The 20,727-nt window shown below is 46.0% G+C and carries 12 protein-coding genes; 3 read left to right on the top strand and 9 right to left on the bottom strand.

Features of this window, described 5'->3' with window-relative positions; genetic code table 11:
• Nucleotides 1–100: 100 nt before the first annotated feature.
• The 4 genes from FPZ44_RS19715 to FPZ44_RS19730 form a co-directional block, all read right to left on the bottom strand.
• On the bottom strand, nt 101–1,387 hold the full coding sequence (locus FPZ44_RS19715; RefSeq protein WP_144993045.1) for a vWA domain-containing protein: 1,287 nt from the start codon (nt 1,385–1,387) through the stop codon (nt 101–103).
• Nucleotides 1,388–1,616: 229 nt separating this feature from the next.
• Nucleotides 1,617–4,142, bottom strand: a complete 2,526-nt coding sequence (locus FPZ44_RS19720; protein WP_144993047.1) for a transcription initiation factor TFIID — start codon at nt 4,140–4,142, stop codon at nt 1,617–1,619.
• Between the two features lie 4 nt (nt 4,143–4,146).
• The gene (locus FPZ44_RS19725) at nt 4,147–7,536 is read right to left on the bottom strand and encodes a tubulin-like doman-containing protein (RefSeq protein WP_144993050.1); all 3,390 of its coding nucleotides are present in this window, start codon (nt 7,534–7,536) and stop codon (nt 4,147–4,149) included.
• 122 nt (nt 7,537–7,658) lie between these two features.
• Nucleotides 7,659–9,443 carry a vWA domain-containing protein gene (locus FPZ44_RS19730; protein ID WP_144993052.1) on the bottom strand — a complete coding sequence of 595 codons (1,785 nt, stop codon included), beginning with the start codon at nt 9,441–9,443 and terminating at the stop codon, nt 7,659–7,661.
• A gap of 330 nt (nt 9,444–9,773) precedes the next feature.
• Between FPZ44_RS19730 and FPZ44_RS26540 the strand changes: the two genes are divergently transcribed.
• Together FPZ44_RS26540 and FPZ44_RS19735 are read left to right on the top strand one after the other, a co-directional pair.
• Nucleotides 9,774–9,923 carry a hypothetical protein gene (locus FPZ44_RS26540; protein ID WP_157282806.1) on the top strand — a complete coding sequence of 50 codons (150 nt, stop codon included), beginning with the start codon at nt 9,774–9,776 and terminating at the stop codon, nt 9,921–9,923.
• Complete coding sequence (locus FPZ44_RS19735; RefSeq protein WP_261378437.1) at nt 9,920–10,846, top strand: hypothetical protein; 927 nt, start codon at nt 9,920–9,922, stop codon at nt 10,844–10,846. The genes FPZ44_RS26540 and FPZ44_RS19735 overlap by 4 nt, the downstream gene beginning before the upstream one ends.
• Nucleotides 10,847–11,083: 237 nt before the next feature.
• Here FPZ44_RS19735 and FPZ44_RS19740 read toward each other — a convergent pair whose 3' ends face one another.
• From FPZ44_RS19740 to FPZ44_RS19760, 5 genes are all read right to left on the bottom strand, one after another.
• Nucleotides 11,084–11,725 carry a toxin-antitoxin system YwqK family antitoxin gene (locus tag FPZ44_RS19740; RefSeq protein ID WP_144993055.1) on the bottom strand — a complete coding sequence of 214 codons (642 nt, stop codon included), beginning with the start codon at nt 11,723–11,725 and terminating at the stop codon, nt 11,084–11,086.
• A gap of 393 nt (nt 11,726–12,118) precedes the next feature.
• On the bottom strand, nt 12,119–13,411 hold the full coding sequence (odhB, locus tag FPZ44_RS19745) for a 2-oxoglutarate dehydrogenase complex dihydrolipoyllysine-residue succinyltransferase (protein ID WP_144993057.1): 1,293 nt from the start codon (nt 13,409–13,411) through the stop codon (nt 12,119–12,121).
• Between the two features lie 37 nt (nt 13,412–13,448).
• Entirely contained in the window at nt 13,449–16,310 is a 2,862-nt protein-coding gene (locus tag FPZ44_RS19750; protein ID WP_144993060.1) for a 2-oxoglutarate dehydrogenase E1 component, read from the bottom strand.
• A gap of 541 nt (nt 16,311–16,851) precedes the next feature.
• Nucleotides 16,852–18,357 (bottom strand): MDR family MFS transporter, encoded by a 1,506-nt coding sequence (locus FPZ44_RS19755; RefSeq protein WP_144993063.1) that lies wholly within the window; start codon nt 18,355–18,357, stop codon nt 16,852–16,854.
• 1,102 nt (nt 18,358–19,459) lie between these two features.
• Nucleotides 19,460–20,071: a TetR/AcrR family transcriptional regulator gene (locus tag FPZ44_RS19760; protein ID WP_144993066.1), complete on the bottom strand. Its 612-nt coding sequence runs from the start codon at nt 20,069–20,071 to the stop codon at nt 19,460–19,462.
• A 218-nt stretch (nt 20,072–20,289) separates the two neighbouring features.
• Here FPZ44_RS19760 and FPZ44_RS19765 point away from each other — a divergent pair, with 218 nt between their 5' ends.
• On the top strand, nt 20,290–20,607 hold the full coding sequence (locus FPZ44_RS19765) for an MTH1187 family thiamine-binding protein (protein ID WP_144993068.1): 318 nt from the start codon (nt 20,290–20,292) through the stop codon (nt 20,605–20,607).
• Nucleotides 20,608–20,727: the final 120 nt, after the last annotated feature.

Consider the following 20,727-nt stretch of genomic DNA (forward strand, 5'->3'; position numbering starts at 1 on the left):
GAGCGATACTAATACGATAATACGAATGTGCTGATATGAATGCGTTTATACGAATACGCCGATAATGGGCTGATATAAAGCTCCATTTCATTTTACTTCATTAAAATCCGTGACTGCGGCTGTCTCGCGGCTTCTCGGTAAACTCCTCGCTTGTGCCTCTGCCTGATGAACGGCTCGGACGGTGCGTGTTGTCGCGAAGCGTGTAATTTTCCTTAATCGGAACAACTAGTGTAAACACGGAAATAATGCCTGCCAGCAGCAAGTCTGCAATCAATCGTACTACGCTGTCCAGCACGATAATACCTGTCAGGCCAGCCTCCAGAACGAGGCCCGCGAATAGTCCAGCTACCGCACCGCCGATAGCAAAGCTGCGCGCCAAATAGCGATTATCGAACATAAGTCCAAGCGCTAGGCCAATCGCTGCTCCAACCAACACGATGGCAATGACGCGTAAGATGCTGTAGTAGGTGTTATCCGCAGTCGGACCTGTACGCTCGGTAATGAGCGTGCGATTGTCTATTTTCTCATAAATGTCTTGGAAGACGAATGATAGCTGATTTGCTTCGGAAACATCATAGTATTGGCCACCTGTTCGTTCAGCAATTTGCTGCAGCAGGTTAGAGCCGGCCTTTTCAATCAGGCTAAGTCCAATCGTGTTCACGGCAATATGCTGCGCCGCATACTCGGAAGTAGCAGCGTCCAAGTTCATTTCACTCACACCATCTGACAATAGAACGACCATTGTACCGCGCATACTATCAGCTTGTTCTTTAATATGCTGCATGGCTACATCAAGAGCGCGTGCAATATCTGTTCCGCCATCTGTCGTCTTCTGTGCGTCCAACGTGGCATAGATGCTGTCTTTTGCTGCTTGATCTTTTACTTGTATAAATGGCTGTAGAACAGCTGCTTGATCGTTAAATTCTACGATTGCAACTCTTTTGTCTGCGTCCATCTGTGCGATCATGCGCTTGGCTGCTTCGTTGCGGTCGTTGTTTGGATCAGTTCGGTTCATGCTGCCCGAGTTGTCAATGACGAGCACGATATCGTTGACCTTCTTAGCGCCTCCGAGCTGAAGCCCGTAGATGAATTGCAGAGAAAGTCCTACTACGAACAATAGAACCAATGTAGCTGGCGCGATATATTTCCACGACGCCCCGGCGTAGCGTTGGCGCCATGAGGCCCCGTTAAGGCGAGGGGACATTAGCTCAGCAATAAGGGCGCCTAGTCCGATACATAATGCGAGTACACCAAAGTACAAGCCGACCAGCACTGCATTCGGCACTTCACCAGACAACTGGTACAACAGCACCTCACCTAAAATGAAGCCAACGCCGCCGCCGATAAGGCTGAACAGCACCAGCATCAAGTTCAATTTACGCTGCATCGTAACAATTCCTCTCTATTGAATAATGGCGAGAGCAGGGAAGGGCACTGTGAAACGCCAATCCTGCTCTCGCTGTTAAAGGTTGCATGTATTCGTTTTAGGCATGTTTCATGGATGGTACAAGTGTGATGACAGTCGGTTATTTGCTGCCATCGAGCTGCTTATAGTGCAAGCAAGCTATATTTTCACGTGTATTTCCTCCGATCATGCTTCACAAGCGATATCGTGCTTAACGAAGCACAGGCAGCTTGGCAGGATCGATACCGTGGAAGGTATATCCGTTCTGTACATAGCTGTCGTAGTACACTCTACCATTTCGATAATACATAAGATCTTCGACATGGAAGCCACCCATAAGATTCAGCTTCTCCACGCCGCTGCTGCGCTTCTCGTGCACGGTTCCGAGCTTATACAACCTTGATCCTTCATCTGCTCGCTGTGCGTAACGGATGAATTCGCTCGTACAATCGCCGAAGAAATATTTCTCCTCATAACGATGCTCATGCGTATAGTCCAAGAGGCGAATGTGGATATTCGCTTGCTCCTCTAGCGTCCGATACAGGCGTTTGAACAGCTCTTCTTTTGAAAGAACATCTTTGTCGTCATACGAAATTGCAACATTAGAGCGGCGCAGCAATTCTTCTTCGAACGTCTGATGGAAAGGTGCTGCCGTTAAAACATGCACACGGCACACTTCCATCAACTTACGTAAGAGATGTTCACGGCCAACGTGGAGCAAGTCAGGCATGTGTCCTACATATCGTTCGTCAAAGAATATCATTGCACCACGCTTAGCCTCGATTTCTTGCATCACATCAGAAGTAACTCGTTCATAGTACTCCATAATGTTTTGCCCGATATAATCGTCCGCGGTACGGATACTCTCTAACGCTGCCTCATGGAGCAGGTGCTCCAACTCTCGCATTTGCTGTACTTGGCGAGCCGATTCGGCATGAAGCTGCTCCAACTCCGTTTCATACCGTCGCATGAACTGCAACTCGGTTTCTGTATGCAGCAGCTCCAGCTTCTTGCTATAAATCGTCTGACAGAAGCTGCGCACGAAGCCGCGCACATTGTGTTTGTCCATGAACGGAAGGCGCTGGAAGGATAGGCTGTCGGCCTTCTCCATATAAAGCTGGTCGAGCTCGGCTTGAGCCAGCTCCAGCTCACGCGATAGATCACGAATACGTGCACGCACGTCTTTCCATACACTTGCCGTTTCTTCGTGCTCATTTGTCCATTCATACCAATGAAAGACGTTAAGATTCGGATGCTCGGCAGCTTGCTTTTGCATTGTGGCATGCAATTTTGTCCGTACATCTAACTGCTCCATATAGCTGCTCGCGGAACGGACAAAGTTGTCGCGGAAATAAAGCTTGCAGCCCTCACCGAACAGCGCTTCCTCTGCTTCTCGCAGTGATAGCTGTTTCAAACGAGAGAAGCTAACATCATGCGTCATGATGCCATTCATATCATTAATGCGGCTTGCATCCGGAATCGCTTCATTGACTTGGAGAGCGACCTTGTCGGTTGACAGTCCGAGCAATGCGAGCTTCTCACGGCTGCTCCAGTCAGGTGCCGCCTGCAATCGTTCTAGCAGCTGCTTGTAAAAATGATAGAGCACAGTCAAGGCGATAGATTCATTAGGTCGCTTTACTTTAGAAAATCCAGCTGATACATAACCTTGACGTCCGTCTTCGGTCATCATGTTATTTTTAAATGCTGCATTGTTATAGCTGGTTGCAAAGCTAGCATACTGATCATATGCGGCATCTTTCGACTTGCGATTTTTCAACAAGCTCATATGACAAATCATTTCATAATTATCTTGCATGTCAGATGCTGCTGAAATGCCTCGTTCGTTCTTGTCGGACAAAACGTAAACAAGATCGAATAATGGCGCAGGCCCATGCGAGATAGGGATACGAATACCGTCTTCCGTAACATGAAGTGGAGCGGATAACGCATAATCTGCTGCCTGCAAATGCTCCAACTCACGCAAGAATGCCACACCGTAACAACTGCTCGTACCGAAAGCATCAATCTGATCGCGTTCGCTCAGAAGCGCGTACATGTCCATTTGCACGGACTTGAACGATTGGCTGAAAATCGATTGTGCCAATAACGTGATTTCCGGTACGAGCACATTCATGGGATCATCTACTCTTGTAACGACTGCTAAATGAATGCGGTCGAAAGAAGAGTAGAGTCGTCCATAATCCGAAATGTGACGGCTGACTTGTCGCAGCGTGCGATTCATCTCGAATAGCTGCCGCTCATCCTGCTGCCATTTCCCATAAATGTCTGGGCGCAATGATTTGGATTGGTTGTGCTGCAATTTATCAATAGGCAGTGTGATACGGCGAATACTTGTGCCGATTGAATCTTGAGCACGCTGAGCAGCGTCAGAATCGAAGAGTCGAGCCTGTTTGAGGCTCAACTCTTGCTCTTGCCCTTGATCCATCTGTCTGTTTATGCCTTGTGTTTGCGAAGTCTCATACAGTCCATGTTCCTGCTGTCCTCGACGCAGTTCGCCTTCCTGTTCCGAAGCAATATGAACATACATAACGCCTGCGCTATTGTCCCACTTCTTTGCATTGATGCGTGCAATTTGTTCAACGGCTTCTGCCGACTTGTCACCGATGAACAAGAAAAGAGTAGGGTAGTGAATACTGCTCTGATCATCGGCCAGCCCGCTTAATTTTTCTTCCGCACTTGCATATTCATCAGCAAATTGCTGTAACAGCTGTTTCATAGGCTTACTTCAACTTTCTGCGAATCGTGTTAAGCTTGCTCGTAAGCTGCTTGTAGAACTGGTATGCTTCTTCACCGTTCGCCAATTCGATCTTCTCATACTCAAGACGATCGCGAGCGTCGAGGAAGGCAGAATATAGATCTTCTAGCTTCTCAAGCAGCGGCGTTACGTCTTCCGAGCCAGTTAGCTCTGCGTCGCGACGGGAAGCTTTGCGCAGCATCGTGCTGCGGCTCTTATCATCGAGCTTGCGGAACTGCTCGAATATTTCAAACTCCACATAGTCGCGAATCTTCATTAGATTGGCGAATGGCTCCCATGCTTCTTCTTCCTCATCACGGTCGTATACAAACAGAGCGCCTTTTTTCGTAATCGTGCCTGTGTACATCACTTCGATGAACTGATCTTGCAGCTTTTCTTCATCTTGATGCATGCTGAGCAGCTTATCGAATTCCGCGACTTTGCTGGCAATCGCTTCGTACTTCGCAATTTCTTCACGAACACGGCGAGTCAAATCAGGTGTACGTATCAAGTTTTCTTTAGCCAGTTCTTCGTTGATGCTGCCAAAAATATCTTTCGTAGTCTGCTGCGGCAATCCTTCTGCCAACAGACGCTTCAGCTCAAGCTGCGCGCGCTTCACTTCGCCAAGATTCGGTTTCGCTGCTTTCAACTGCAGATCGTACTCGCTCAACAGCTTGTCCAGCTCAAATGCAGGCGTTAGCACGACCGCGTAGCGGTTGCTCGTATTGTGGTCGATGTCTTTCTCCACAACAATCTTGTAGCCTTGCGCTTTCGCGAATTCACCGCGTACACGTTCGTTATAGCTGCGTACGCGAGCATTTGCATACGTGTCGCCCCAAGATTGCTCAGGGATTGGTGAAGGCAAGTACGTCCAGTTAATCTTATCCGTTTGCACGAGATGGCGTCCGATGCCTTCTTTATCAAGAATGGTGCGCTCATAGCTTTCTTCGTACACTTTAAGCGGTGTATAGACGAACAATGGCACACCATTGCGTGTGTTGAGCCAGAAAATACGGTTCTTCACTTCACTCTCTTTTACAGTGAAGTGAGATTTGCCTACTGCGTTATTTTGATAGTTTTTAATCCCTTTCAAAATGCTAGGTGCCTTAACAGGTACAGATACAAAGCCCCAAGAAGGGAAGTACATGCTGCCAGAGCTGTTGCTCAAGTGGAATACAGGTACTGCTTCGTCATCCAGCTTGCTAGCAATATTGCGTTCTACGAACTTCTCGATCGACTCTTCTTGGCCGAATTTCATAATCAAGAACTCTTCCATCGACTGTGTGATCAAGTCGCCGAACTTGTCAGACAAGAAGTCGCTAATCGAGCTTACGATATCGATCTCGTTCTCCTTAATCCATTGATCCGAACGGTTCAACAATTCCATCGTAAAGTCGCGAATGAGATCGTCGACTTCCTTCTGTTCCATAACTTTGCTAATCACTTTAGAAACGTCCGGCACGCTGACGATATTCCAATAGTAAGAGCGATTGCCTTTATAGTCAGACTGCTCATCACCGTTAATCAGAATATCTCCGTTTTTCTCGAAAATAGAATTAAGTGCATTCAAAATTTCCGTAAATACGCTATAAATGCGATTGTTCTCTTTGTTTAACAGCTCGTACAAATCTTCATAGAACTCGATCATTTGCTCGGTACGTTCCAGATCAGCATGAAGCCAGTACTCATTAATTTTCGCTTCAATAAAGACATTTTTCTTCTTGTCCTTCGAGATAAAGGCACTCTTCGCATCACCGAGACGATCATGCGCTTGATCCTGTGCCGACTCGATGTCGCGCGGAATACGGTGCAAGCTCTCGCGCAGCGTCTCGATGTAAGAAAGGATCATTTTTAACAAGCAGAAGCCTTTCTCGGTATAAATAAGACGCGATACGTAGAACGGGCCTTGCTCAGGATGCAGGAAGAAGCGGCGCAATTGCTCACTAAGCTGCTCGACGATTTGGCCTGGCAGCTGCTTCTTAGCCTTAATATATTCTTCACGAGCACGTGCTAGGAAGTTCTGCTCCAGCTCCGTGTCCATGTTCACGACTTGCATCTTCACGACATTGCTGTAGCTTAAACGCTCACTGTTCTCGTAGCCTGGCAATGGCTCAGGTACACGTGATTCGAACGTCTTGACCATCGAATCAAGGTCGATACCAATCTTGCGCGCGAACTTCTCGATATCTTCTTGACTTGGCGCTTTCTCGAACATCTTGTCCATCTTCTGGAACAGTCGGTAGCCAAGGTATGTTGTCATTTCTTCAATCGGCAGAACCGCAGAGGATGCACCGATAATGTTGTACTCATAGTTAGCTGGGTACGCTTTGTTCATTTGCGCAATATTCGTACGGATATTGCTAATATAGTCATGAATTGCGAACTCTTCGCCAGACTGTTTCTCTTCACTTGCCATAAAGTTCGTAATATTTTCTGCTGTTACGTTCATGCAGTAATCATAAGCGTTCTCCAGCAGCTTGCCTTCTGTGTTCGTTGCTGAGATCAGATGGCATAAATTAAACGGCGGCAATGGTGAGTTTACGCTCAAAATATTGCCGTATTTCTGCTGGAATCGCTCCCCGCGGCTGTCTACATTCATCCAGTAATCAAGCTCTTTAAGCGCGGCATAGCCGTTCTTCTTGATGTACTCACGTGTGTGCTCACTCAAGCTCTTGTTCGCCAAGTTGACGTCTGGCGTGAACAAGTAACCGAGTGTATTTACACGGTCGATACCTGCGGAGCCGTGATCGCGCTCAATGATACCGCGCACGATATAGGAAATATCCAAGAAGCATCCGCTTCCTGTACCACCGGACAAGCCGGAAAGCAGGAATACCATCAGCTTCTTATTTGTGCCGACAGATAATGTCTTAATCTTCTTATCAATCGCTTGAACAACTTGGTTAATCTTTGTGAACAACAGTAGTCGTCCAGCTTGGCGTACACCTGCTGCACCGTTCATGCCGTCTGTAATCGACAGCTCAGGAGACAGCCATTCTGTAATGTATGGCTCCAAAATACTACGATTTTGCAGCAAGCCGCCGACTTCAGCGTTCGACAATAGAACAAATTCATTCAACGGATCAAGGCCGATACCCTTGTATTTCTTAGCACGATCTTGTTCATTGGTTTCGAATGCGAGGAACTCGACGTTCGATGGTTTCTCCATTTTGCGCTTCGATACCGGATCTTCCGGCAGCTTGAAGCGGCGGTTAATTTGATATTTCAAACGGAGCAGGGCATCGATCCCTGTTCCGCCTAATCCGATAATAAGAATGGGATTATCAATCGTATCAACGCGAATCTTGTCACTGACAATACCTCCACCAAGGGATACATCCAACTGCTGTATATGTTCGCGAACTACTGGTTTCATGTTACATTGACCTCCTTAGCGTCAAACGCTTTTCTGTTTCTATACCTTTTATAATTTCTATAACGAAATATGAGAGATTGACTCACTGACTCACTGACTGACTGATTAACTAACCGACTGATCTATACGAGATATTCGATCATAATCGTTTTATCTACACTAGCAAGTGGAACGGTAATACGGTCGCCATTTTTCAACTCAACCCCGTTGCTTGCTTGAACGGCACGGCCTGACTTCTCGATTGTGCTGTCTCCATTGCTGCGAATCATGATGCGGTCTTGGTTGCCCGGTGTAAATACGATCTTCTCTGTTTCCTTCAATTCCGGTGCCAGTTGCAATACTTGATGCAAGGTGAACTTACCGCGGAAGCTATTCAGCTTCTTATACTGCGGGTAGCTCTTCTCGCCTGTATTCTCATCCTTAATTTCGATGACAAGCTGTCCAACGAAGCCGCGATTCGCTTTTTTCATCACCTTCATAATAAAGAATGCGGCAGCAGCGAGTGCAGCAGCTCCAAGCACTCCACCTACAACGAGGAGGGTAGGGAAGGGCTTGTCCTCCGCTGGGCCACCTGACTCTGTTGGCGGAGGCGTTGTTACTTTGCCTGACTTAGCATCGATCTGGACAGGCTTCGTTTCACGATAGAAGCTCTTGTCTTCGGCTTTCACGATTAGTTCATAGAGATGCTTATCCTTGATTGTGACTTCTCCTGTGAAGCGATCACCTTTGTTGTTCAAAGGCACCTCGACGGTTTTGCCTGTATCTACATCTTTCAGCAGGGCAACGGCGTTCATGTTGTTATACAGCTCTTTATTGTCGAGCGGCTGTCCATTGCTGATGAGATACGATTCAATATCGATGGTGTCACCTGGCTTGTAGCTCTTGGACGGAATCGGCTTCATCGTCAGGGCCAAGTCATAGTTAAAGATCAAGTTAATATCGATCTTGTCCTTCGCGACACCCTTCACTTGTAACGTCCAATCACCTTGTTCAGGCTGCATTAGCTTAAGCAAAGAGTAGCTCTTAGACTTGGACTGAAGCACGTCGGAGGAAGGAATCGGCACGCTGTTGCCAGCTGGATCGATCAATCGAACTTCGACGGGCTTCTCCGACATAATCGAAATATTTGCTTCCAACACATTTGCGTTAGGAACGTTAATTTTTACATCTTGATACTTGCCGTTCGATGTAATCGAATCAATCGGCACAACTTTTAATTTCAGGTGACTTGCAAAAATTTCACTCAATATTTGCGGCAAATCGTCCGCAGAGTCGGTGACGAAGGATTTACCTCCGGTCTTGCTCGCGATTTGATCCAATACAGATTTGTTTAGCTGACCGTCTGCATTAAGGCCAATTGTATAAATGGGAATGCCCATCTTCTTCGCATCGGCGACTGCCTGATTGAGCTCTTGATCGGATTGAGCCTGTGTACGGCTGCCGTTTTTGTTTAAGTAGTTATTGCCGTCCGCGAGCAATACGATCATCGGTTCGTGTGCCGGATCAGCGCCATTCTCTAACACTTTGACAGCTTCCTTAACGCCGACAGCGATGTCTGTGTATGCACCATGATTGATCTGGTCAATAAACTGCTTCAAATCCTGCTTGTCTGCTTCTGACTTAATATCGAGCAGTGCTTTCTCGCGCTCGATTCGATCGGTGTAGGCGACGATGCCTACCTTATCGCCTGTTGGCGACAGCATATCGATGAACATCTTCATCGCTTCATTAGCAAGCTTATTGCGATCACTCTCTTTCATCGAGTTGCTCACATCAAGCGCTAGTACCGCATCAATCTGTGAAGATGGCGTTGCCGCGTACGCTGTAGGCTGCATGCCGACGAGCGGTACAAATATGATCGAAAGTGCTAGTAGTATGCGAATAGAGATTGATATATTTCGTTGCATAAAATGTCTCCTTTTGATGTATTGAGGCTGTTCAACGACTATAACGGTTAAATAGGTTAAACGTCCTACAAGTCTATCATTTCTATTGTATGTTAAAATTCTTAAGATTGTATGAAGTTTATCTCATAAATGTCCAGCAATTTTCAAACATTGACAGTGGACAGTTGATTTCTGACTGAATTCGGCATTACACTTGCAATGTGCTGCTAGTAACTGTTGGCATTCGACATAGGTCGAATCTTGTTATCTTATTGTTCGAATATGATTGAACTTGATCTTCGTTGATCTTGCTTGAATAACGACATACAACCAGAGGAAAGGAATATTCCTATGATCGCATATGGGTGTCTAGCCATTCTTATCGTATATGCTGCAGTTATTAGTATTAAAGCTTACATGCAGCGCAAGCGAGTACCAACCTCAGAAGAAGTTGATGAAGTGCTGCTAACGATACTAAACCGTGGACGTGATACAAAATGAACCATAAACAACCAGTTCGGCTTAAGTCCTATAGTATAACGAGATACGGCTATCAAAAGTTAAGAGTTTGCAAACATTGTAAAAATTTCACCATGTTATCGAAAGAGGAGTGCCGTTATTGCGACAAAAATAAACTGATTTCGCTAGATGAGCACGCCTCTCTGCTTGTTCGTGATTCAAATATTAAAGTGTTGCTTATCGCGCTCCTGATCGCGGTCGCTGCTGTACTTTTTGGCGACTCGACGGAACAACGACTCATTTGCGGCACGATAGGGCTCATAGTCATCATCGTCCTATGGAGAGTCCAAGTTATGCTGCGACCACAAGCGGTGTCTAGGCAGCTGCTTGAACTTATCAAGCAGGAACAGCAAGTGATCGTGAATGGTGTGTTCCGTGATTGGGAAGTTGCTATTGAGAATTGGAACAAAGACAAACCATTAACTTATGCGATGCTGCGAGAGATTGCAACGCTTATGCATAATGACACCATTCGGCTGCAGCAGCTGCATATGCTTGACTCGTTTATTTTGCGAAAAGATATGGACCTCGAATTGGAGCCTCTCTTGTTAAGGCATTTCGAACCGCTGCTAGCCAATTACATTGGTGAAGTGGCCAAGCTAAAACGTGATTTGATTCGAGATCGAACGTTTCGCTATGTGCTGCGACATGAGCATTCCATCCTTCGCCTTGAGTCAGGGCTTGCGATTATGACGGCTGTCGTTGGTGCAGCCCTTCGCACGAAGCATTATATCGCATCCTATTCACCGCTCGTTCGGCGCTATGCTTTCAATCTACCGAAGGATCGTTTCCTTCGGCTGTATCGAATGCTGGCAGAGTACCCGGACGAAGAATGGGAAGGGCTGCCGGATGAAGTCTACCGCATTTATCAAGAAAAATACCGCTGGGATGCGGACTTTCATTAGTTGTACTTGAGTGCCGAATAGTGCACAAAACTACGTGCAACGAACCCGCTGGGTTATATGACGTAAGTCGTTTGTCCAACACCTTCAAATAGACGTTGGAATGTATCGGCTTTTGTCGATTGATGCATGTAGAAAGTGTGTAGGACGATAAGACGGATGTACACAAAAACCTCTCCTAGCGCCTTCATTTTTATGAGGGTAGGGGAGGTTTTTTTCATATCCTTATGTAACGATATTTCAATACTGCCGAAGAATTTTGACCTTCTTACCATTCTCGTATTTGCTAAACGTATGAACCTTGCCATCCTTGTAGTGATACACTTCGCCATGCAGCTTACCATTTCGATAGGTCCCGTTAATAGCGATATTTCCTTGCGAGTCGTAATTTATCCCTTTACCGTGCAACTGATTGTAACGGAAGTGGCCTGAGTATTTTGTAGTACCATCAGGACGATACCATACACCAGCACCGTGAAGTTGATTATCTCGGAAGGTCCCGGAGAGGATAAGGTTCCCCTGGTTGTCATAGGCTTCTCCTTGGCCATTAGCAGCAAAGCCGACAATGTTTCCTTGGTAACGATACGTTTGGTCGTTAAATTTAATTGTGAGGTCGGTAGGATTAACTTTATCATTGCCTTGCTCTGGATGGTACCAAGCCTTTGTAATTGTTGCATCAAGTGCTGCGCGCTGTGCATCTGCAATGTGATAGAGCTTAAATGCCAGTAGTATCGTAAATAAACCTGCCATGAAAATGGAGGTCAGGCCGGGGAAATAAGAGCGACTCTTTTTGAAAGCGATAGTAGCAGATGTTATGCCTAGTAATATGAAAAAAATAATCGTGCCTAGTAAGAACCAATCCATGAGATCAAACTGCATCATGCGCCCCCTGTTGTAGGTATGAATATGTGTCTGGGTTGTAAGGGATTGATAGAGTATATAGGTGAAAGAAACGGGATGAATATATGTAAGTTATTTATATGTATTATCCTTATTGTACCAAGTTTGAAAGGGGCTTGGTAGATATAACTGTACTTAATTCATACAGAAATTGACAAAATATATGTTTTACATAATCAGTATCTTATAAATTAGAGCTATTATTTATATCGTACATTTTTCCATTGCCTATAATAGCTAGCATATAAAAAAACAGGGGCTTGCGCCGGAGGTAGATAGAATATCTACACTCGCGGAACAGCCCCTGTTGTGCTGAATTCCGCAGGTTACACGGGATTACAGCATCCATATGTTCATTAATCCTGTTCGGTCGGTTTAGCCTTCCAACAACAAGGACTCTGGATCTTCTAGCAATTCTTTTACTTTCACAAGGAAGCTAACCGCTTCTGCGCCGTCTACGATACGGTGGTCGTAGGAAAGAGCGATGTACATCATTGGGCGGTTTTCCATGCGTTCTTGGTCGATAGCGATTGGACGCCATTGAATCTTATGCATGCCGAGAATACCGACTTGTGGAGCATTCAAGATTGGCGTGGACAGCAAGGAACCGAATACGCCGCCATTTGTAATCGTGAATGTACCACCTTGCAAGTCAGACAGCGCAAGAGAATTCGTGCGTGCTTTGCCAGCAAGATCGATAATCGTTTTCTCGATACCAGCGAAGCCAAGACGATCTGCATCACGTACGACAGGTACGACAAGACCTTCCTTAGCAGATACCGCGATACCGATGTCATAGTATTTCTTCACGAGCAACTCGTCACCGTCGATTTCAGCATTCAACAGTGGGAATGCTTTCAATGCGCCGATAACTGCTTTGGTGAAGAAGGACATGAAGCCAAGATTGACTTCGTTCTTCTCTTTGAAGGAATCTTTGCGGCGCTTACGAACGTCCATAATAGCAGTCATGTCAACTTCGTTGAACGTTGTCAGCATCGCAGCTGTTTGTTGTGCTTCCACGAGACGCTTCGCGATCGTTTGGCGACGGCGGGACATCTTCGTGCGCTCAACAGGCTTGCCGTTCTCTGCATCAGCTGCGCTCGACTGAGGAGCTGATGCTGCTGTAGGACGTGCAGCAGGTGCAGGTGTCGCAGCTGGAGCTGCGTTTCCGTTGCGGCCTTGTGCTTGCACATCGTCTGTTGTAATGCGGCCGATTGGATCGCGTGTTTGCACTTGAGCCAAGTCGATGCCGTGCTCGCGAGCAAGCTTGCGAGCAGATGGCGTTGCATGTACGCCGTCTGCGCTAGGCGCTGGTACTGCAACTGCTGTAGCAGGTGCAGTAGCCGTTGCGACTGCGGATGCCGCAGCAACTGGAGCTGGAGTTACAGCTTCAGTTTGGCTAGCAGCTTGTGCTGGAGCAGATGCCGCAGCACCGCCAGCGTTAATGATTGCGATGACGGAACCAACGAGTACGTTGTCGCCTTCTTGAGCAAGAAGCTCACCAACAACACCATCTTCGTCTGCGCTAATTTCCAAGTTTACTTTATCCGTTTCCAATTCAGCTACGATATCGCCTTGCTTGACTGCTTCACCTTGTTGAACGTGCCATTTGTGCAGCGTTCCTTCTGTGATTGATTCTCCCAAATCAGGCACTCTTACTTCTGTCACGGTAGCTTCCTCCTTTAGCACGGTACATTCGGATTATTTATTTCAAGTTCAATGCTTGCTCGATAATGTTGCGCTGCTCGTAGCTGTGCACATCTGCATAGCCGCTTGCAGGGCTGGAGCGCTCAGCGCGTCCGTTGTATGTTACTTCTGCGCCTTTAGGCATAATTGCACGCAGACGAGATTCCATGAATGTCCATGAACCCATGTTGCGAGGCTCTTCTTGTACCCACATGATCTCTTTGAGACCTTTCATACGGCCAATCACTTCAGCGATAGCTTCTGCTGGGAACGGATAAAGCTGCTCGACACGGATAATATGCAGCCAGCTCCAGTCTTTGTCTGGATGGTTATCGAGTTCTGCTTGCAGCTCCAAAGTGATCTTACCGCTGCAGAGAACTAGGCGATTAACTTTAGCAGGCTTTTGACCTAGCAATGGTTCTTCAACAATAGCTTGGAAGGAACCATCAACGAGATCAGCAGCTGGAGAAGCACTGCGCGGGTTGCGCAGTAAGCTCTTCGGAGCCATAACAACCAATGGACGTGCTAGGCGCGTACCACCGATTGCTGCCTGATGGCGAAGCAAATGGTAGTACTGAGCTGCACTCGACAAGTTCGCTACTGTCCAGTTGTTGTCCGCTGACAGCTGCAAGAAGCGCTCCAAGCGTGCACTGGAATGCTCTGGTCCTTGGCCTTCGTAGCCATGCGGCAAAAGCATAACCAAGTTGGAATACTGGTGCCACTTCGCTTGGCCAGCCGAGATGAACTGATCGATGATGACCTGAGCCGTGTTAGCGAAGTCGCCGTACTGTCCTTCCCAGATTACAAGCGTTTCTGGCGCGAACACATTGTAGCCATATTCGAAGCCGAGTACAGAAGCTTCAGACAATGGGCTGTTATGAATCGCGAAAGATGCTTTTACTTCTGGCAAATGGTGCAATGGGCAGTACGTATTGTTGTTCGTATGATCGTGCAGTACAAGATGGCGATGAGCGAACGTGCCGCGCTCGGAATCTTGACCGCTTACTCGAATCGGTTGTCCTTCTGCTAGAATCGTAGCGAAGGCAAGTGCTTCTGCGTTAGCCCACTCTACCTTTTCACCTTCATCCAGTGAAGTAGCACGGCGCTTCAGGATACGCTCAAGCTTCGGATATGGTTTAAAGTCTGCTGGAGTTTCCAGCAATCCGTTGTTAATCGACTTCAACTGCTCCAATGTAACTGGTGCGCTCTTCGGATTAGGAATATGCGCTCTAGGCAGCTTGTCGATATGGGATTGATATTGGCCTTCAGCTGTATCGCGCATTTGATCGTAAGCTTGCTGCAAGACAGCGTCTACATCATCTTGCAATTGCTTAATGATTTCGTCCGTTACGACACCTTGAGACTTCAATTGCTCTGCATATAAATGATAAACGGTCGGGTGAGCGTGCACCTTCTCGTATGTTTTCGGTTGTGTTACGGTCGGATCATCCATCTCATTGTGACCATGGCGGCGGTAGCCGATCAAGTCGATGAGGAAGTCCTTCTTAAATGTATCGCGATATTCGAACGCCATACGTGCCGCAGCGATACAAGCTTCTGGATCATCAGCGTTCACATGGATGATAGGAATCTCGTAGCCTTTTGCCAAGTCACTCGCATACAGCGTAGAACGGGAATCTTCACTTTCCGTTGTGAAGCCGATGCGGTTGTTGACGATAAAGTGCAACGTTCCTCCATTTTGGTAACCGCGCAGATTATTGAAATTCAATGTCTCTGCTACGATACCTTCACCAGGGAAGGCTGCATCTCCGTGCATAAGGATAGCAACAGCTTTCTCTGTGTCTTGTACAGGGAATCCAGCGCTGCTTCTATCTTCCTGTGCTGCACGTGCAAAGCCCTCAACGACAGGGTCAACGAATTCAAGGTGACTCGGATTGTTCGCCAAGTTAATAGTAGTCTTGAATTCATTTTCTTCGAAGTTGCGATCAGCACCCAAGTGGTACTTCACGTCTCCTGTCCAGCCGTAATTGATACCAGTAGAGCCCTCGGAAGGGAACAGATCTTTATTCGGTGAATGATGGAACTCTGAGAAAATAGCGCCGTAAGGCTTGCCCAACACGTGAGTAAGCACGTTCAGACGTCCTCGGTGAGCCATACCCATCAATATATGTTTGGCACCATCGCGTGCGAAGTCGCGTACAAGCTCATCGAGCATCGGTACGAGTGCATCGTTGCCTTCGATGGAGAAGCGTTTTTGACCAACAAATGTCTTATGCAAGAACTTCTCGAAATGCTCAACTTCCATCAGGCGACGAAGCAATTGAATGCGATCATCATTCGTCATGACAGGAGGAACTTGTTTGTGTTCTGCTTTGTCGCGAAGCCATTGCTTCTCGTTCACATCATGCACATGTCCAAAGTCGTAAGCAATTGAACGAGTATAAGACTTTAACAAGTGCTGGATAGCATCCCATGCAGTCTTCACATCGGCAGGATGGTTATTCCATACGATGGAAGCAGGAAGAGCTTGCAGGCCTTCAACGGTTAGGCCGTACGCTTCTGGAGAGAAGCGACGAATATCTGGTGAGGCATTAATGCCAAGTGGATCGATATTAGCTGCCAAATGGCCGTACGTGCGAATATGTTCTGCAAGTTTTGCTGCATTGACTGCTTGCATGAGCGCTTCTCCGCTGCTCATTGCATAATGGACTGTAGAAGCAGTGCTGTTAACGGATTGTGATGTGTATTCCTCATTAGCAAAAGCAGGTGGCGGACCATACTGCTCAAACCATTCTTGGAATCGTGCATCAACCGCATCCGGGTTGTCTAGGTACTGCTCGTATTGCTCATGAATGTATCCAAGATTGGGACCGAAATATCGCTCCCACGCCCCGTTCTTGTTTGACACCCCAGCCGACATGGATAGGACCTCCTTAATGTTCTCGTACAGGTTGTTGGTGTAGTAGTTTTGTAATAATAAGAATAAGCCAATAAATGCGCTTTCAAATGATAATACTGGAAACGTCTTCATTATACTAAACAATTGCCGGATTGAATAATAAAGAGCATTAAATTTTAGATACAGATTAAAGATGATAATTATATCAATAAGAGATAGATGGCTCTATAGCAAGAAAAAACGCTGATACCATGCGCTTTTTCGGTCGAGGGCAAGACAATTGGGGACGTTGAAGACAGAGGTAAATTACGTTTTTTAGGTAGGGAGAATTTTTTTCTATAAAATAAGTCCTTGTGATAGGTACATTATAAATTAAAATGCCGCTGCACCTGGTAAAAGGGCAACGGCATAAGTGACTCACTATGTTTGAAATGAACAGTGACTCGGCAAAGCTGCAAGGGCAGTGTTCAAAGTCAGTGAATAAGATCGTTCACAGTTTGGATGTAGTGCGATTCGACAAACAAGTCATCATTATTTTTCATTACTACGAAGCTCTTAGTCCTTATGCTGACGTAGAAGAAGTAGAAGCCTCTTGCTCAAATGATTTTTGTTTACGTGAAGGCAGTCCCCACGATAGTGCCACCATACTGAAAGCAACTACAACTAAGATTAGAAAGATTACATGAATGCTACTTGCAAGACTATCTCGCAAGACAGAAATGACCAACTCACTCAGAGACACACTATCTTGGGCAGGCTGAATCATCGTGTTCAGCATCGCAGGTGTGACATCGCCTGCATTATCTGGATGGCTGCCAATCGTCTGTGCTGTTTGAACATTGAAATAACTGCCGATTAGCGACACGCCAATCGTTTGCCCGATGTTACGGAACAGCACGTTCGTTCCGACTGAAGTTCCGATCATATCTGGGCTGATCGCAGATTGAACGACAACGGTGTGCAGCGTAACGGAAATACCGAAGCCGATACCGATAAATGCTGTTATAACATACAGCCACCAATGGTTGCTGTCTATTTGCATAAAGAGCAGGGCGATGGCACTCAAAAATAAGAAGAGGCCGCCGATAATCGAAGAGGTGCGCATGCCTCGATTGATCATTAGTTTTCCACATAGGAAGGCGCCGAATGTCCAAGTGATAGACATAGGTGCAAGCGCTAAGCCAGATAGTGTTGCATTTGAGCCCGCTACTCCTTGCATCCATAGCGGAACGTAAACGACGATGCCGATCAACAACACATGAATAATGAAAGAAAGTACATTTGTTACGGCTACAGCCCGGTTGCGGAATAGCTGTAAAGGCATAATCGGATCTTTTACCGTTGCTTCAATACGGATGAAGGCGATTATAAATACGATAAATACGGCGAATAGAGCTAATACGCTGACAGACAGCCATTCTCCTGTTTCGCTGCCAACATGTACACCGTACAACAAAGCAGTAACGGCAATCGTGAATGTAATTGCGCCAGCGAAATCGAGCGGTTGCTTGTTCGTGCGCTTTTCCTCTTTTAAATAAATGGCAACGAGTATCATGGCTACTACGCCAAATGGGATGTTCATAAAGAAAATCCAGTGCCATGAAATCTGGTCCACCATAAAGCCGCCCACGAGCGGTCCAGCAATACCTGCTGTCCCCCATACGGCACCGATATAGCCGAGAATTTTGGCACGCTGCTCATAGGGATATAGGTCAGCGATAATCGTATTGGTGACGGGAAGGATGGCGCCGGCTCCAAGTCCTTGAATGACGCGGAACCAAATCAACTGCTCCATCGTTTGAGCGAAGCCGCATAAGGTCGAGCCAATGAGAAATAGAGCAATACCTGTTAAGAAGATGGCTTTGCGGCCCCAAATATCAGATAGCTTTCCGTAAATAGGTACGGATACGGAAGAGACTAGCAAGTAGGCTGTGAACACCCAGCTCATCATATGGAAGCCTTGCAAGTCGCCTGCAATTTTGGGCATGGCTGTACTGACGATGGTGCCCTCAATTGCCGCTAAGAAAGTGGCTACCATGAGGGAGGCCATTATCATTGTGCGATTCATATTTAAAATTCAATCCTCTCTATCATTTATCCGTGAAAGATAGGCAATGGTAGTGCGAGATGTAAAAAAGGGTTTAAAAAAGGTACACTGCGCTACGCCATTGTGATATCGATAACACGGGACAATCCTCGAAAAAGAAAGCGGTAGAGTGAGTTAATTTAAGCTGATAGAACGTTAATTAGCTTAGCTGGTAGAACGTAAATTGAAGAACGCAAATTGAATATTAGGCGGAACGAATATGATGTGGAACCAGACAAAGCTGCGCTAGGTGGGAGGTTCCTTCGGTTAGATTAAGGACAAAAATGCAGTTATTTAACCTGTAACTGTGCTTATTTGGGTGATTAGCGGCAAAAATACATTTATTTTTGCCTCTTTGCCCATTTAATTGCCGAATCGAGAAAAAGAACTGCATATTTGTCCGAATTCACGGCTAAATGGCGTTTTTCGCTTAAAATAGATGCACATTTGTCCATGACCCCATGATTTTTGCGCACTAGTCATGCGTTCATAGTATGAGGTCAATTTACAAGCTCGTGGTGGGCGCGCATGTCACGGACTCATGCTATAAGTCGTGATACGTACACATGTCATGAACCCATGCTATCGTGCGTGTTATTCACTTATATGGAAGATTGCGTGAAAACGCTGCTGATCAACGCTGTCTTTATATCTGCCTTTTCTATTGTAGATACCTTGTAAAAGTTATTAAATAGGCAAACATAATTTCGAGAAATTAAATAGCTGCTTCTATTTGATTATGTAAGCATTCAAGTTTGGCATGCTTACATATTGAACCCCCGTAAGGGATTGCTATCTTTAGAAACGGATTCAATTAGATTCGGTTAAAATTCGGTTAGTAATCTATTCTGTGATTAGGCAGCACTACCTATTATTAAGGGGGAATATGTAACTGTCAACATGGTGATGTGTGTGATTAAATGTGTATGGCAGGCATAGGGATGAAATAGTTCATGTCGGACTGTGATGAATGTGATGAATAACATGATGAGAAATAGGATGAATAATGGCCTCTATTTTTTGCTCTAATAGAATTTTTCTCTAGTAGAACAATAATAGAGGCCATACAAAATGAGGCGCTATATTAATAAGTTGTGCGCATTGGGGATTGCACTCTCATCAGCCATTCGAGCGACTGGAATACATGCTGAAGCAAATCACCATCTTGGTACACCTCTGAAAGGAATAGACCGCCCTCAAATATAGATAGAACAAGTGCTGCTGTTTGCGGAATCGGAAGAGAGACATGCAGTTGACCGTTCGAAATCCCTTCTTCGAGCAATTGCTCTAGTAATTGCTGTTTTGAACGGAAGAATTTATCGATCCGCTCACGCACGGCGGGCACTTCGCGCGAGGTTTGCGCAAATAACGTCAGAAACGTACCTCCTACGCGGCAATCTTGTTGATAGGGATCATAAGCAATGAGCCGCAGCAGAAACTCGATTCTCGTAATTACATCTACATGCTGTTGAGCTATGATAAGTGCGGAACGTGCATCGTAATAAGCGACTGCATCATCGACGATCTCAAGTAGAATGGCCTCTTTACTCGCGAAATGATAATAAATGTTCGTTTTGGATACTTTACTGATTGCGACGATGTCATCCATACTAGTTGAATGATAGCCGGCTTTTAGAAATAATTCAGCCGCAACTCGCAGTACGGTATCCCGATTCGATGATTTTCTTTTCTTCATCAAATACCTGCAGGAGATTCCTGCTTCTCCTTTCTGGTCTTACATAAGTCTTTCTATACTCGTATGTAGTAAAATCTAGACACTGGTAATGTAAGGGAGTTAAGGGTGTTTTGTCAATATTTAACGGGATAAGTAAATGGTAATGGAAATGATATGAGCCCCCTCGTTTATAGTACGAATAACTTCATAAAACAGTTACATATTGGAGGATGAAAATTATGGCAATTGCTGAAGTGACGATAATCCCCATTGGTACAGCATCAACCAGTTTAAGCCACTATGTGGCGCATATGCAGCGGGTTCTTGCTCAACAGGAGGGAATAAGCTACGAATTAACTTCGATGAGCACGATTATTGAAGGTCCCCTTGAGCGAGTATTGGAAGTCATTCGCGTGCTGCATGAATCGACGTTCGAAGCGGGAGCAGCAAGAGTGTCCACTAGCATCAAGATCGATGATCGGCGTGATCGGGAAGCTTCGTCTCAACAGAAGCTTCAGTCTGTGCAAGCCAAGTTGTCGCAATCCCTCGATAATTAATTGAATCGATTCCAGCGGTATAACTGTTGTACTTATTCAGCGGAATCAACGAAATTGACGCAACAAACGTATCAAATTTAACGAGCAGTACAAGCACCTTTCCATTCCTGTCTCTGATTA

Source organism: Paenibacillus agilis (assembly GCF_007786455.1).
In the GTDB taxonomy this organism is placed as follows: Bacteria; Bacillota; Bacilli; order Paenibacillales; family Paenibacillaceae; genus Paenibacillus_B; species Paenibacillus_B agilis.

Excerpts from the sequence above, each read along its gene's own strand:
- FPZ44_RS19715 (WP_144993045.1), bottom strand. The coding sequence starts at position 1,387 with ATGCAGCGTAAATTGAACTTGATGCTGGTGCTGTTCAGCCTTATCGGC.
- FPZ44_RS19720 (WP_144993047.1), bottom strand. The coding sequence starts at position 4,142 with ATGAAACAGCTGTTACAGCAATTTGCTGATGAATATGCAAGTGCGGAA.
- FPZ44_RS19725 (WP_144993050.1), bottom strand. The coding sequence starts at position 7,536 with ATGAAACCAGTAGTTCGCGAACATATACAGCAGTTGGATGTATCCCTT.
- FPZ44_RS19730 (WP_144993052.1), bottom strand. The coding sequence starts at position 9,443 with ATGCAACGAAATATATCAATCTCTATTCGCATACTACTAGCACTTTCG.
- FPZ44_RS26540 (WP_157282806.1), top strand. The coding sequence starts at position 9,774 with ATGATCGCATATGGGTGTCTAGCCATTCTTATCGTATATGCTGCAGTT.
- FPZ44_RS19735 (WP_261378437.1), top strand. The coding sequence starts at position 9,920 with ATGAACCATAAACAACCAGTTCGGCTTAAGTCCTATAGTATAACGAGA.
- FPZ44_RS19740 (WP_144993055.1), bottom strand. The coding sequence starts at position 11,725 with ATGATGCAGTTTGATCTCATGGATTGGTTCTTACTAGGCACGATTATT.
- FPZ44_RS19750 (WP_144993060.1), bottom strand. The coding sequence starts at position 16,310 with ATGTCGGCTGGGGTGTCAAACAAGAACGGGGCGTGGGAGCGATATTTC.
- FPZ44_RS19755 (WP_144993063.1), bottom strand. The coding sequence starts at position 18,357 with ATGAATCGCACAATGATAATGGCCTCCCTCATGGTAGCCACTTTCTTA.
- FPZ44_RS19760 (WP_144993066.1), bottom strand. The coding sequence starts at position 20,071 with ATGAAGAAAAGAAAATCATCGAATCGGGATACCGTACTGCGAGTTGCG.
- FPZ44_RS19765 (WP_144993068.1), top strand. The coding sequence starts at position 20,290 with ATGGCAATTGCTGAAGTGACGATAATCCCCATTGGTACAGCATCAACC.